The sequence below is a fragment of the Kineococcus esterisolvens genome (assembly GCF_050871405.1).
Taxonomy (GTDB): Bacteria; Actinomycetota; Actinomycetes; order Actinomycetales; family Kineococcaceae; genus Kineococcus.
Window position 1 is genome coordinate 119,236 of sequence record NZ_JBJLRI010000002.1, and the last position, 12,906, is coordinate 132,141.

The window sequence follows — 12,906 nt, forward strand, 5'->3', positions numbered from 1 at the left end:
TTTTGGAGGTACGGTGCGCCGCATGACCGACAACGCCGTCCCCACCCCGGCCCCGGCCGGCTCCCGCGTCCCCGAACTCCTCGCCCAGCTCACCCTCGAGGAGAAGGCGTCGCTGCTCGGCGGCTCCGACTTCTGGCACACCCAGCCCGTCGAGCGCCTCGACGTCCCGGCCGTGATGGTCACCGACGGCCCGCACGGCCTGCGCAAGCAGGCGGAGGGCGCCGACCACCTCGGGCTGAACGCCAGCGTCCCGGCGACCTGCTTCCCGCCCGCCGCCGGGCTGGCGTCCTCCTGGGACACCGCCCTGCTGCGCCGCGTCGGCGAGGCCCTGGGCCGCGAGACCCGCGCCGAGCGGGTCGCCGTCCTGCTGGGCCCGGGCGTGAACATGAAGCGCACCCCGCTGTGCGGGCGGAACTTCGAGTACTTCTCCGAGGACCCGGTGCTCGCCGGCGACCTGGCTGCCGCGATGGTCGACGGCGTGCAGAGCCAGGGCGTGGGCACCTCCCTGAAGCACTTCGCCGCCAACAACCAGGAGACGGAGCGCATGACCGTCTCCGCCGACGTGGACGAGCGGACGCTGCGCGAGATCTACCTGACGGCGTTCGAGCGGGTCGTGCGCACCGCGCAGCCGTGGACCGTCATGTGCTCCTACAACCGCATCAACGGCGTGTACGCCTCCGAGGACCCGTGGCTGCTGACGCGGGTGCTGCGCGACGAGTGGGGCTTCGAGGGCCTGGTCGTCTCCGACTGGGGGGCGGTGAACGTGCGCGAGGACGGCGTGCGCGCCGGCCTGGACCTGGAGATGCCGTCCTCCGGCGGCAGCGGCACCCGGCGCGTCCTGGACGCGGTCGCCGCCGGCACGCTGTCGGAGGCGGACGTCGACCGCGCCGCGCGCCGCGTGCTGGAACTGCTCGAGAAGGCGGCCCCTGCCCTCGCCGAGCCCGGCACCGTGGACGTGGAGGCGCACCACGCGCTGGCCCGCGAAGCCGCCACCGCCAGCGCGGTGCTGCTGAAGAACGAGCCCGTGGACGGTGCTCCCCTGCTGCCGCTGGCACCGGCCGGGGGCACCGTCGCGGTGATCGGCGAGTTCGCCCGCACCCCCCGCTACCAGGGGGCCGGTTCCTCGCAGGTCAACCCCACCCGCCTCGACGACGCGCTCACCGCCCTGCGGACCGCGTTCGAGGGTTCCCGCGACGTCGCCTTCGCCGCCGGGTACGACCCGGACTCCGAGGAGCTCGACGGCGCGCTGGTCGAGGAGGCCGTCACCACCGCCGCGGCCGCCGAGGTCGCCGTGGTGTTCCTCGGCCTGCCGCCGCGCTACGAGTCCGAGGGCTACGACCGCGACCACATGGACCTGCCCGCCGCGCAGGTCGAACTGCTGCGGCGCGTCGCCGCGGCGAACGGGAAGGTCGTCGTCGTGCTGTCCAACGGCTCGGCCGTGACGGTCGAACCGTGGCAGCAGCAGGTGCCGGCGCTGCTGGAGACCTGGCTGCTGGGCCAGGCGGGCGGTGGAGCCGTCGCCGACCTGCTGACGGGCGCGGTGAACCCCTCCGGCCGCCTCGCCGAGACGATCCCCGTCAGCCACCACGACAACCCGACCGTCGGGAACTTCCCCGGCGAGCACGGCCACGTGCGCTACGGCGAGGGCCTGCTCATCGGCTACCGCTGGTACGACGCGCACGCCCTGCCGGTCGCCTACCCGTTCGGGCACGGCCTGTCCTACACGACGTTCGCCTACTCCGACCTGTCGGTGCGCCCGGACGCGAACGGCGCGGAGGTCACCGTGACCGTCACCAACACCGGCGACGTCGCGGGCACCGAGACCGTCCAGGTCTACGTCAGCGACCCGGTCGCCGGCGTGTACCGGCCCGAGCAGGAGCTGAAGGGGTTCGCCCGCCTCACCCTCGCGCCCGGGGAGAGCGGCACCGCCACCATCGCGCTGGACCGTCGCGCGTTCGCGTTCTGGCACACCGCCGCCGGGCGCTGGGTCGTCGAAGGCGGCGAGTTCCAGGTCCGCGTCGGGGCGTCCTCGCGCGACGTGCGGCTCGCGGAGGTCGTGCACCTCGACGGCGACGACGTCACGCTCCCGCTGACGGGCGACTCCCCGGTCGACGCGTGGTTGCAGCACCCCGTCGCCGGTGCACTGGTCCGCGAGTCCCTCGGCGAGGGCCAGTGGACGGCGATGCTGGACGACCCGCAGCACGGTCAGATGATGCGCGCGATCCCGCTGGTGCGGCTGACCCGGTTCCCCGGGTTCCCGATCGCCGAGGAGGACCTGCCCACCTGGGAGGCGAAGGCCGCGCAGTCCTGACGCCCGGCCCGGGACGACGTTCACGAGCTTCGGCGCGCGCACCACGACGGTGCGCAGCGCGGCACCGCCGATGGCCGCCTGCACCTTCTCGCTCGCCAGCGCCTGCTCGCGCAACGCGTCCTCGGTGATGTCGGGAGCGACCTCCAGGCGGTCACGGACCTTGCCCTTGACCTGGACCACGCACGTCACCGTCTCCTGCACCAGCAGCGACTCGTCGACGACGGGCCAGCCGGCGCGCGCCACGCACGGGTCGTGGCCCAGCAGCGACCACATGTCCTCCGCCGCGTACGGCGCGAACAGGCTGAGCACCACCGCGACCGCCTCGGTGGCCTCGCGCACCGCCGGGTCGGCGGGACCGACGCCGGGCGAGTCGATCGCCTTGCGGGTGGCGTTGACCAGTTCCATGAGGCGGGCGACGGCGACGTTGAAGCGGTACGCCTCGACGTGCTGGCCGATCTCGTGGACCGTGCGGTGCGTCACCGCGCGCAGGGCGCCGTCACCGGTCGCCGGGTCCGCGCCGGGCTCGGAGGTGACATCGCGCGCCAGCCGCCACGCCCGGCCCAGGAACTTCGCCGACCCGGACGGGGAGACGTCCGCCCAGTCGATGTCGTCCTCCGGCGGGCCGGCGAACGCCATCGTCAGGCGCACCGCGTCCACGCCGTGCTCGTCGAGCTGGTCCGACAGGCGCACGATGTTGCCCTTGGACTTGCTCATCGCCGAGCCCTCCATGAGGACCATGCCCTGGTTCAGCAACCGTGCGAACGGCTCGTCGAAGGGCAGGTACCCCATGTCGTGCAGCACCTTGGTGATGAACCGCGCGTACAGCAGGTGCAGGATCGCGTGGGTCACGCCGCCGACGTACTGGTCGATGGGGCCCCACTGCGCGATGAGGTCCTTGTCGAAGGGCTGGGTGTCGTCCTTCGGGGAGACGAACCGCAGGAAGTACCAGGACGAGTCGACGAACGTGTCCATGGTGTCCGGGTCGCGCCGGGCGGGCGTGCCGTCCACGGGACTGGGCACGTTCACCCACTCCTCGGCCGCCCCGAGGGGGGACGTCCCCTTGGGGGTGAGGTTCAGCCCCTCGCTCGGCGGCAGCAGCACCGGCAGCTGGTCCTCGGGCACGGGCACCTCGCCGGTGGCGGTGTGCACGACCGGGATCGGGGTGCCCCAGTACCGCTGGCGCGAGATCAGCCAGTCGCGCAGCCGGTAGTTCTTCGCCGCGCGGCCCTTGCCGGACGCCTGCAGCAGCTCGATCGCCCGCGCGATGCCGGCCGTCTTGTCCAGCCCGTCCAGCTCGCCGGAGTTCACCAGCACGCCGTCGCCGGCGGTGGCCGTCCCCGACTCGGCGGGGTCGGGCAACGCGTTGCCCTCTGCGTCGCGCACGTCCACGACCACCCGCACCGGCAGGCCGAAGGCGCGGGCGAAGTCCAGGTCGCGCTGGTCGTGGGCGGGCACGGCCATGACGGCGCCGGTGCCGTAGTCGGCCAGCACGTAGTCCGCGGCCCAGATCGGCAGGCGCTCGCCGTTGACGGGGTTGACCGCGAACCGCCCCAGCGGCACGCCGGTCTTCTCCCGGTCGGTGGCCAGCCGGTCGATCTCGGAGGTCTCCTGCACTCGGGTGCGGTACTCCTCGAACGCGGCACGCACGTCCGGTTCGGCGTCGGCGGCCAGTTCCTGCGCCAGGTCGGAGTCGGCCGCGACCACCATGAACGTCGCCCCGTGCAGCGTGTCCGGGCGCGTGGTGTACACCGTCACCGGCTCCTCGCGCCCCTCGATGGCGAACTCCACCTCGGCACCGGTGGAGCGCCCGATCCAGTTGCGCTGCATGCTGATGACCTTGGAAGGCCAGGTGCCCTCGAGGGTGTCCAGGTCGTCCAGCAGCCGGTCCGCGTACTCGGTGATCCGGAAGTACCACTGGGTCAGCTTCTTCTTGACGACCTTGGCGCCGGAGCGCTCGGAGGTGCCGTCGGGCAGCACCTGCTCGTTGGCCAGCACGGTCTGGTCGACCGGGTCCCAGTTGACCAGCGAGTCCTTGCGGTAGGCCAGGCCCCGCTCGTACAGCTTCAGGAACAGCCACTGGTTCCACCTGTAGTACTCGGGGTCGGAGGTGTGCAGCACGCGGTCCCAGTCGAAGGAGCACGCGTAGCGGCGCATCGACGCCCGCTGCTGGGCGATGTTGTCGTACGTCCAGGCCCGCGGGTCCAGCCCGCGCTGGATCGCGGCGTTCTCCGCGGGCAGGCCGAAGGCGTCCCAGCCGATGGGGTGCATGACGTCGAACCCGCGCTGCAGCCAGTACCGCGCGATGACGTCGCCCAGCGCGTACGCCTCGGCGTGACCCATGTGCAGGTCGCCGGAGGGGTAAGGGAACATGTCGAGCACGTACTTTTTGGGCCGGGTGTCGCCCGGCTCGCCGCTGCGGAAGGGCTTGAGCTCGTCCCAGACCGGCAGCCACTTCTCCTGCAGGGCGTGCGCGTCGTAGCGCTCGCCGTCCCGTTCGGGCTCGTGGGCCGCGGGGACACCGGTCCCCGCCTCGGTCTGCGTCATCTCGTCCTCCTGGTGGGCCGCGTGCGCCCGGTCCCGCCCCCGACATGGGAAAACCCCTCGCTCACGAGGGGTCACCGCGCCGGCGCTGCGTCCGCAGCCGCTCAGCGCGGTCCGGCGAGGAGTCGGCGGGTCCGCACGCCACCAGCCTAGCGCGTGACCTCAGGCCCCCGGGCGCTCGGTACCGCTCGCGCCGCCGCCCGTGCCGCCGGGGGCGCTCCGGTCGCCGCGCCGGCGGCCCCAGCCGTGCTGCGGCGTGCTGCGGCGCAGCGCGCGCCGCTGCGCGAGGGACTGCTCGGCGCGCACCAGCAGGTCCGCCACCCCGCCGTCGTCCCACGGCGCCAGGACGGCCGCGCCGACCTCCACCGCGAGGCGCGGCACGGCCTCGCCCCCGCCGGCGCCCACCCCCAGGCGCTGCTGGGCGAGCCCCACCCGCACGCGGCGCTCCAGCTCCTGGGCGTGCAGCCCGGCGCCGGGCCCGAGCACGAGGAAGCGCCCCTCCCCCTCGCGCGCCACCACGTCGGAGGCGCGCGTCGCGGAGCGCAGGGCGGTGGCGGCCGCACGCCAGTCCTGCTCGCGCTGCCCGCGCAGCTCATCGGCCCGGACGGCCCGGGCACCCAGCAGCACGCCCGGCGTCACCTCCACCACGCAGGCGTGCACCGCACCACCGGAGCGGCGGGCGGACTCCAGCACCTGGTGGCCCAGCAGCAGCAGCCCGCGCCTGTTCAGCAGGTCCGTGACGGCGTCCTTGACGCCCTCGTCGCGCACGGTGCCCAGCTCGGCGTGCAGCAGGTCCACGGACTCCTCCACCGCCCGCCGCGAGCGCTCGGCGACCACCAGCGCCCGGGCCAGGGTCAGCAGGGCGGCCGCCGCGACGAGCGCACCCGCCGCGAGCGCGGCACCGCGCACCGGGACGAACCCGGTGAGGAGCACCCCCAGCACGCCCGCCGCGGGCACACCCCCGGCGAGCGCCCGCAGGCGGCGCTCGCGGCTGCCGGCGCGGGGCGTGCGGGGGCTGCTGGGGTCGGGGGCGCTCACAGCAGGGGTCTCGGCCCGTGGGCGCCCCGGCTGGATGCGGCGTGCGGGTGATGCGACGCGGCGGCGGCTCAGCGGTGGCGGCGTCAGCCGGCCCGGGAGAACTCCCCCGCCCGGCGCACCTGCTCGTCGGTGGGCCGCACGCCCGTGTAGAGGGCGAACTGCTCGGCGGCCTGCACGGCGGCGATCTCGGTGCCGGTGACGACCTCGGCGCCCGTCGCGCGGGCCAGGCGCACCAGCGGCGTGTCCTCGGGCACGGCGACGACCTCGACGACGGCGGCCGCCGCGGCCACCACGTCGCGGGGCGCGGGCAGCTCCTGCGCGTCCTCGCCGCCGGCCATGCCGACGGGGGTGGCGTTGACCAGCAGGGACGGGCGCAGCTGCGCGGCCCCGGGCAGCCAGCGCGCGCCGTAGGCGGCCGCCAGCGCGGGGCCGGCCTGCGGGTTGCGCGCGACCACGGTGAGGTCCTCGAAGCCCTCGTCGCGCAGGGCGGCGAGGCACGCCTTGGCCATGCCCCCGCTGCCGAGCACGACGGCGGGGCCGGTGGGGCGCACGCCGTGGGCGGACAGCAGGCCCACCACGGCCAGGTAGTCGGTGTTGTGGGCCACGAGGCGGCCGTCGGTGTTGACGATGGTGTTCACGGAGTCGATCGCGGCGGCCGAGGGCGTCATCTCGTCGACCAGGGGGATGACGGCCTCCTTGAAGGGCATGGAGACGCCGCAGCCGCGGATGCCCAGGGCCCGGATCCCGGCGACGGCCGCGGCCACGTCGGTGGTGGTGGACGCCTTGTAGAGGTAGTCCAGGCCGAGCTCGGCGTACAGGAAGTTGTGGAACCGGGTGCCCAGGTTGCTCGGCCGGCCCGACAGGGAGATGCACAGGCGGGTGTCCTTGGAGACCCGGTCGCGCAGCTCCAGCGGCAGGGCGGGGCGCGGGTCCGTGGTGGGTTCGCGGTGCTCGGTCACCGGCCCATCCTGCCCGTCCCCGCCCGGAACACCCGACGGAAGTTGCACGTTGAACGAGGGGTGAAGCGCATCGGGTTCCTGTCCTTCGGCCACTACCAGCCGGTCGCCGGGTCGCGGACCCGCACCGCCCGTGACGCCCTCCTGCAGACCGTGGAGCTGGCCGTCGGCGCCGAGGAGCTGGGCATCGACGGCGCCTACGTGCGGGTGCACCACTTCGCCCGCCAGCAGGCCGCTCCGTTCCCGGTGCTGGCCGCGGTGGCCGCGCGGACCTCGCGCATCGAGATCGGCACGGGCGTGATCGACATGCGCTACGAGAACCCCCTGTACATGGCCGAGGAGGCCGCGCAGGTCGACCTGCTCGCCGGCGGGAGGTTGCAGCTGGGCGTCAGCCGCGGCTCACCCGAACCCGCCCTGGACGGTCCCGCGGCGTTCGGGCACGTGCCCGCCGAGGGCGAGAGCGGAGCCGACATGGCCCGTCGGCACACCGAGGTGTTCCGCCGGGCCATCGCCGGCGAGGGCGTGGCGGCCTCCGACCCGCGCCGCACCGGCCGCTCGGTCGCGCTGCCCGTGATGCCGCAGTCCCCGGGCCTGGCGGACCGCCTCTGGTGGGGCTCGGGCACCCGCGCCACCGCTCGCTGGGCCGGCGAGCAGGGCATGAACCTCATGAGCTCCACGCTGCTCACCGAGGACACCGGCGTCCCCTTCGACGAGCTGCAGGCCGAGCAGATCGCCGTGTTCCGCCGGGCGTGGGCCGGGGCGGGGCACGCGGGCGAGCCGCGGGTGTCCGTCAGCCGCAGCGTGATGCCCCTGGTCACCGACGAGGACCGCCACTACTTCGGCGCCGAGCGCGGCAGCACCGACCAGGTCGGCTCGCTCGGCGAACCGGGCCTGGCCCGCTTCGGCAGGAGCTACGTCGGTGAGCCCGACCAGCTGGCCGAGGAGCTCGCGAAGGACGCCGCGGTGCGCGAGGCGGACACGCTGCTGCTCACGGTGCCCAACGCCCTGGGCGTGGACTACAACCTGCACCTGCTGGGGACGATCGCCCGCCACGTCGCCCCGGCTCTGGGCTGGTCCCCCGCTCCGCGCGGCTGAGGGGCACCCCGGGCACCACCTGCGGTCCGTTGCTGCTCGACGCGGGACGGGCGGGACCGCCGGTTCACCGCGCTGGTCCCGGACACGACGAAGGCCCCGGACTCTCGTCCGGGGCCTTCGTGCGGTGTGGAGCTGAGGGGACTCGAACCCCTGACCCCCTCCATGCCATGGAGGTGCGCTACCAGCTGCGCCACAGCCCCTTGCTCGTTCCCTCGGGTTTGCCCCGCGGCAACGAGAAGAACTCTACCCCATCCCACGGGGGCCTCGTGACCACCCCGTCGACGGCCGAGCGGGCCCGCTCAGCCCTCGACGCCCTCGCCCGCACCCGGCGGGCCGGCGTTGTACTCGCCCAGCACCCACCCGTGGCGACCGCGGGCCAGGACCGCCCAGTGCGCGTTGCGGAAACCGGCGAACGCGGTCCAGGCCCCCAGGTCCAGCCCCAGCAGGTGCAGCAGCGCACCCTTCAGCGCCGCGCCGTGCGAGGCCACCACGAGGGTGCCACCGTCCGCCACCCCGGCGGCGTGGCGCTCCACGGCGTCGGCCGTGCGCACGGCCATCTCGCTGCGCCGCTCCCCGCCGCCGGCGCGCACGTCGCCCCCGTGCCGCCAGGCGGCGTACTCCTCGGGCCAGGACGCGGTGATCTCCGAGTGCAGCAGGCCCTGCCAGGCACCGGCGTGCACCTCCCGCAGCGCGGGGTCCAGCTGCGGCCGCAGCCCGGTCAGGGCCTCCAGGGCACCGGCGGTGTCGGCGGCACGGGTCAGGTCCGAGGCCACCAGGGCGCTCGGGGCCAGACCGGCCAGGTGGGCGGCCGAGGCGGCGACCTGCGCGCGTCCCACCTCGTCCAGCGGGACGTCCAGCTGGCCCTGGAAGCGGTTCTCGGCGTTGAAGGGGGTGCGGCCGTGGCGCCAGAGGACGACGGTCGCGGCGCTCACGCCTGCGCGTCGCCCGGGGTGGCGGCGGCGGGCACCTCGATGGCCGGGCAGTCCTTCCACAGCCGCTCCAGCGCGTAGTACTCGCGCTCCTCGGAGTGCTGCACGTGCACGACGAGGTCGACGAAGTCGAGCAGCACCCAGCGGCCCTCGCGCTCGCCCTCGCGGCGCACGGGCTTGGCGCCCAGGGGCAGCAGCTTCTCCTCCACCGCCTCGGCGATCGCGCGCACCTGCCGCTCGTTCGGCGCCGAGGCCAGCAGGAAGGCGTCGGTGATGAACAGCTGGTCGGACACGTCCAGGGCGACGACGTCGGTGGCGAGCTTGTCGGCGGCCGCGGCTGCGGCGGTCGTCACCAGCTCGAGAGCTCGCTCGGTTGCGGGCACGGGGCTCCTAGGGTGGTCCGGGCACTGGCCCGGGGACGATCAGGTCTGGTGCCGATTGTCCCACGCCCGCGCCCGTCCCCCCCTCGCGACGGCGGTACAGGCCGTGCTTGCTGATGTGCTGGACCACCCCGTCCGGCACGAGGTACCAGACCGGCAGCCCCTCGGCCACGCGACGGCGGCAGTCCGTGGAGGAGATCGACAGCGCCGGCACCTCCATCAGGCTCACCCCGTCCAGGGGCAGGCCGTCACCGCTGAGCACGTGCCCCGGTCTGCTGACCCCCACGAAGTGGGCCAGGGACCACAGCTCGGCCACGTCCTTCCACTGCAGGATCTGCGCCAGCGCGTCGGCACCGGTGATGAAGAAGAGGTCCGCGTCCGGACGCAGCTCCGCCAGCTCGCGCAGCGTGTCGATCGTGTACGTGAAGCCCTCGCGCTCGACGTCGATGCGCGAGACGGTGAACCGCGGGTTCGAGGCGGTCGCGATCACCGTCATCAGGTAGCGGTGCTCGACGGGCGCGATGTCCCGGCGCGACTTCTGCCACGGCCGGCCCGTGGGGACGAACACGACCTCGTCGAGCTCGAAGCGGGCGGCCACCTCGCTGGCGGCGACCAGGTGGCCGTGGTGGATCGGGTCGAAGGTGCCGCCCATCACGCCCAAGCGCGGGCGGCGCCCCGCCTCCGCGCTCAGTGGCGGTTGCCCACGCTCTTGAAGGCCCACGTGACGATGAGCATGGCCAGCAGGGCGCACATCGCGACGATCGCGAAGGCGATCGGCGACATCGGCAGGTGGCCCTCCCAGCCGTGCGACTCCTCGGCGGTCTGGGCGGCGACCAGGGCGTTCAGCATGGGGTGATCCTCCGGGTCCGTGCGGTGCTCCGCGACAGTCTCGCACGCCCCGGTCCCGCGCTCCCGGCGGAGGGTGCGGCAGGATCGCGACGTGCCCGAGCAGCCCGAGCAGCCCGAGCTGTCCGTCGTCGTGCCGGCCCGGGACGAGGCCGAGGTGCTGCCCGCGCTGGCCGAACGGCTGCGCCCCGTGCTCGACGGCCTGCGGGCCGACGGGCTGGCCGGCTACGAGGTGCTCGTCGTCGACGACGGCAGCACGGACGCCACGCCCGTGGTGCTGGCCCGGCTGCGCCGGCAGTGGCCGCAGCTCCGCGTCGTGCGCCTGCGCACGAGCGCCGGGCACCAGGCGGCGCTGTCGGCGGGGCTGGCGCGCGCCCGCGGCCGGCGCGGCGTGATCACCATGGACGCCGACCTGCAGGACCCCCCGGAACTGCTGCCCGAGCTGCTCGCCGCCGCCGTCGGGGACGTGGAGGTGGTCTACGCCGTGCGCAGCGACCGCTCCGTGGACGGTCCCCTCAAGCGACTCACCGCCGCGGCGTTCTACCGGCTCGTGCGGTCGCTGGGCGGCACCGCCCCGGCGCAGGCGGGCGACTTCCGGTACACGAGCCGCGCGGTGGTCGACACGGTGCTGCGCCTGCCGGAGCAGCACCGGGTGCTGAGGCTGGTCGTGCCCGAGCTGGGCTTCCGCGCCGCGAGCGTGCCCTACGCGCGGGCCGCCCGCGGGGCCGGGCGGACGAAGTACCCGCTGAACCGGATGGTGCGCCTGTCGCTGGACGCCATCACCGGCTCGTCCACGGCACCGCTGCGCCTGGCCACCCTCTTCGGGCTCGGGGGCGCGGGCCTCACCTCGCTGCTGCTGGTGTACGCGCTGGCGTCCTTCGCGGCCGGGTCCACCGTGCCCGGCTGGACGTCCACCCTGGCCGTCGTCGCCGGAGCGGGCACGCTGCAGCTGCTGTGCCTGGGCGTGCTCGGCGAGTACGTGGGACGGCTGTACGTGCAGCTGCAGGGGCGGCCCACGTACCTCGTCGCCGACGACTCCCTGGACGCCGGCGACGAGGAGGCGTGAACCTCAGGCGCGCACGTGCCCGTCGCCCAGGACCTGCCACGTCGTGGTGGTCAGCTCGGCCAGACCCATCGGCCCGCGGGCGTGCAGCTTCTGGGTGGAGATGCCCACCTCGGCGCCCAGGCCGAACTCCCCGCCGTCGGTGAATCGGGTGGAGGCGTTGACGGCCACCACCGCGGAGTCCACCGCGGCGCAGAAGTAGTCGGCCACCCGCACGTCGGTGGCCAGGACCGCCTCGGTGTGGGCGGACGACCAGCGGCCGATGTGGTCCACGGCCTGCTCCACGGAGTCCACCACCCCCACCGCGATCTCCAGGCCGTGGTACTCCGCCGCCCAGTCGGCGTCGGTGACCGGCTCGGCCGGCACGCCGGCCGCGGCCGCCGCGGCCTGGGCCCGCTCGTCGGCGTGCAGCCGCACCCCCGCACCGGTCAGCGCGCGCAGCAGCCCCGGCAGGAAGTCGGCCGCCAGCGCCGAGTGCACCAGGACCGTCTCGGCGGCGTTGCACACGCTGGGGCGGGAGGTCTTGGCGTTCAGCACGACCTCGACGGCCTGCTCGAGGTCGGCCGAGGCGTCCACGTACACGTGGCAGTTGCCCACCCCCGTCTCGATGACCGGGACGGTGGCCTCGCGCACCACGCGCTGGATCAGCTCGGCCCCGCCGCGCGGCACGAGCAGGTCCACCAGGCCACGCGCGGTCAGCAGCACCCCCACGCCGTCGCGGCCGTGCTCGTCGATGCCCTGGACCGCGTCGGCCGGCAGGCCCGCGCCCTCCAGCGCGCCGCGCACCACGTCCACGAGCACCGCGTTGGTGCTCACCGCGGCCGAGCCGCCGCGCAGGACGACGGCGTTGCCGCTCTTGAGGGCCAGCACGGCCACGTCGACCGTGACGTTGGGGCGGGCCTCGTAGACCACGCCCAGCACGCCCATCGGCACCCGCAGCTCCCGCAGCCGCAGGCCGTTGGGCAGCGTGGAGCCGCGCACCACCTCACCCACCGGGTCCGGCAGCGCGGCCACCTCGCGCACGGCGGCCGCGAGCGCGGCGACGCGCCCGGCGTCCAGGGCCAGGCGGTCCAGCAGGTGCTCGGAGGTGCCACCGGCGCGGCCCCGCTCGAGGTCCTCGGCGTTCGCCGCCACGATGCGCCCGGTGGCGGCCTCCAGCGCGTCGGCCACGGCCAGCAGGGCGGCGTCCTTGACCGCGCGGGTGGCCAGGCGCAGCGGCCGGGCGGCGGCCTTGGCGCGGCGGCAGGTCTCCAGGACCGCCTCGGTGACGTCGCTGCTCCCGGTGGTGGTCTCGGCCAGAGCGGTCATGGCCACAGGGTACGGGGCGCGGGCCGCCGGGCACCGGGGTGAGCCCTCACCAGGGCGCCACGTCCCCCAGCAGGTCCAGGCCCGCGCGCACCGGGCGGGAGCGGCGGGGCACCCGCAGCAGGCCGCGCTGGCGCTGGGCCGCCCGGTGCTCGACGGTGGCGCGGTCGACGACCTCCACGCCCACGACGTCCCAGGCGGGCAGGCCGGCGCTGGCGCGGTGCTCGGGCCACAGCCGCACCGCCATGGCGGCGGCGTCGTCGACGTCGCGCGCCTCGTCCCAGTACCGCACCTCCGCGCGGGTGTCGCTGTAGCGGATGCTCGACAGGAAGGGGTGCTCGCCCACGAGCCGGTCCAGCGCCGGGCGCAGCTGCCCGACGTCCACCGGCTGCCCGGCCAGGGTCAGGGTCACCGACCACAGCGACAGCGGCGCTCCACCCAA

11 protein-coding genes, 1 tRNA gene and 1 pseudogene are annotated in these 12,906 nt (G+C 74.9%); 3 read left to right on the forward strand and 10 right to left on the reverse strand.

The annotated features are described in order from the left end of the window. Nucleotides 1-22: 22 nt before the first annotated feature. Nucleotides 23-2,311, forward strand: coding sequence for a glycoside hydrolase family 3 C-terminal domain-containing protein (locus ACRYR8_RS01575; protein WP_432482320.1), 2,289 nt, complete (start codon nt 23-25; stop codon nt 2,309-2,311). A gap of 15 nt (nt 2,312-2,326) precedes the next feature. Here ACRYR8_RS01575 and leuS read toward each other — a convergent pair. The 3 genes and pseudogenes from leuS to ACRYR8_RS01590 form a co-directional block, all read right to left on the reverse strand. Continuing rightward, nucleotides 2,327-4,855, reverse strand: a pseudogene (gene leuS / locus ACRYR8_RS01580) (leucine--tRNA ligase); the annotation flags it as partial. Between the two features lie 159 nt (nt 4,856-5,014). After that, nucleotides 5,015-5,890 (reverse strand): diguanylate cyclase domain-containing protein, encoded by an 876-nt coding sequence (locus ACRYR8_RS01585; protein WP_432482321.1) that lies wholly within the window; start codon nt 5,888-5,890, stop codon nt 5,015-5,017. Between the two features lie 83 nt (nt 5,891-5,973). Further along, the gene (locus ACRYR8_RS01590; protein WP_432482356.1) at nt 5,974-6,795 is read right to left on the reverse strand and encodes a shikimate 5-dehydrogenase; all 822 of its coding nucleotides are present in this window, start codon (nt 6,793-6,795) and stop codon (nt 5,974-5,976) included. A gap of 114 nt (nt 6,796-6,909) precedes the next feature. On the opposite strand from ACRYR8_RS01590, the gene ACRYR8_RS01595 reads away from it, so the two are divergent. After that, nucleotides 6,910-7,941: an LLM class flavin-dependent oxidoreductase gene (locus ACRYR8_RS01595; protein ID WP_432482322.1), complete on the forward strand. Its 1,032-nt coding sequence runs from the start codon at nt 6,910-6,912 to the stop codon at nt 7,939-7,941. Between the two features lie 127 nt (nt 7,942-8,068). On the opposite strand, the gene ACRYR8_RS01600 is transcribed toward ACRYR8_RS01595, so the two are convergent. The 5 genes from ACRYR8_RS01600 to ACRYR8_RS01620 all read right to left on the reverse strand — a co-directional run bounded on the left by ACRYR8_RS01600 (nt 8,069) and on the right by ACRYR8_RS01620 (nt 10,099). Beyond that, a tRNA-Ala gene (locus tag ACRYR8_RS01600) sits at nt 8,069-8,141 on the reverse strand. A gap of 99 nt (nt 8,142-8,240) precedes the next feature. Further along, a complete protein-coding gene (locus ACRYR8_RS01605) occupies nt 8,241-8,873 on the reverse strand; it encodes a histidine phosphatase family protein (RefSeq protein WP_432482323.1) in 633 nt (210 codons plus the stop codon). Beyond that, nucleotides 8,870-9,253: a ribosome silencing factor gene (gene rsfS, locus ACRYR8_RS01610; protein WP_432482324.1), complete on the reverse strand. Its 384-nt coding sequence runs from the start codon at nt 9,251-9,253 to the stop codon at nt 8,870-8,872. The genes ACRYR8_RS01605 and rsfS overlap by 4 nt, the downstream gene beginning before the upstream one ends. Nucleotides 9,254-9,260: 7 nt before the next feature. Beyond that, the gene (gene nadD / locus ACRYR8_RS01615; RefSeq protein WP_432482357.1) at nt 9,261-9,941 is read right to left on the reverse strand and encodes a nicotinate-nucleotide adenylyltransferase; all 681 of its coding nucleotides are present in this window, start codon (nt 9,939-9,941) and stop codon (nt 9,261-9,263) included. Next, a complete protein-coding gene (locus ACRYR8_RS01620; RefSeq protein WP_432482325.1) occupies nt 9,938-10,099 on the reverse strand; it encodes a hypothetical protein in 162 nt (53 codons plus the stop codon). Before ACRYR8_RS01620 ends, nadD begins: the two co-directional genes overlap by 4 nt. A gap of 91 nt (nt 10,100-10,190) precedes the next feature. Between ACRYR8_RS01620 and ACRYR8_RS01625 the strand changes: the two genes are divergently transcribed. Then, a complete protein-coding gene (locus tag ACRYR8_RS01625; RefSeq protein ID WP_432482326.1) occupies nt 10,191-11,162 on the forward strand; it encodes a glycosyltransferase family 2 protein in 972 nt (323 codons plus the stop codon). Between the two features lie 3 nt (nt 11,163-11,165). On the opposite strand, the gene ACRYR8_RS01630 is transcribed toward ACRYR8_RS01625, so the two are convergent. Together ACRYR8_RS01630 and ACRYR8_RS01635 are read right to left on the reverse strand one after the other, a co-directional pair. After that, nucleotides 11,166-12,467, reverse strand: coding sequence for a glutamate-5-semialdehyde dehydrogenase (locus tag ACRYR8_RS01630; protein WP_432482327.1), 1,302 nt, complete (start codon nt 12,465-12,467; stop codon nt 11,166-11,168). A 46-nt stretch (nt 12,468-12,513) separates the two neighbouring features. Continuing rightward, nucleotides 12,514-12,906: a DUF8830 family protein gene (locus tag ACRYR8_RS01635; protein ID WP_432482328.1), complete on the reverse strand. Its 393-nt coding sequence runs from the start codon at nt 12,904-12,906 to the stop codon at nt 12,514-12,516.

Coding starts and splice junctions, on each gene's coding strand:
- ACRYR8_RS01620 (WP_432482325.1), bottom strand. CDS start 10,099: ATGCTGAACGCCCTGGTCGCCGCCCAGACCGCCGAGGAGTCGCACGGC.
- ACRYR8_RS01575 (WP_432482320.1), top strand. CDS start 23: ATGACCGACAACGCCGTCCCCACCCCGGCCCCGGCCGGCTCCCGCGTC.
- ACRYR8_RS01630 (WP_432482327.1), bottom strand. CDS start 12,467: ATGACCGCTCTGGCCGAGACCACCACCGGGAGCAGCGACGTCACCGAG.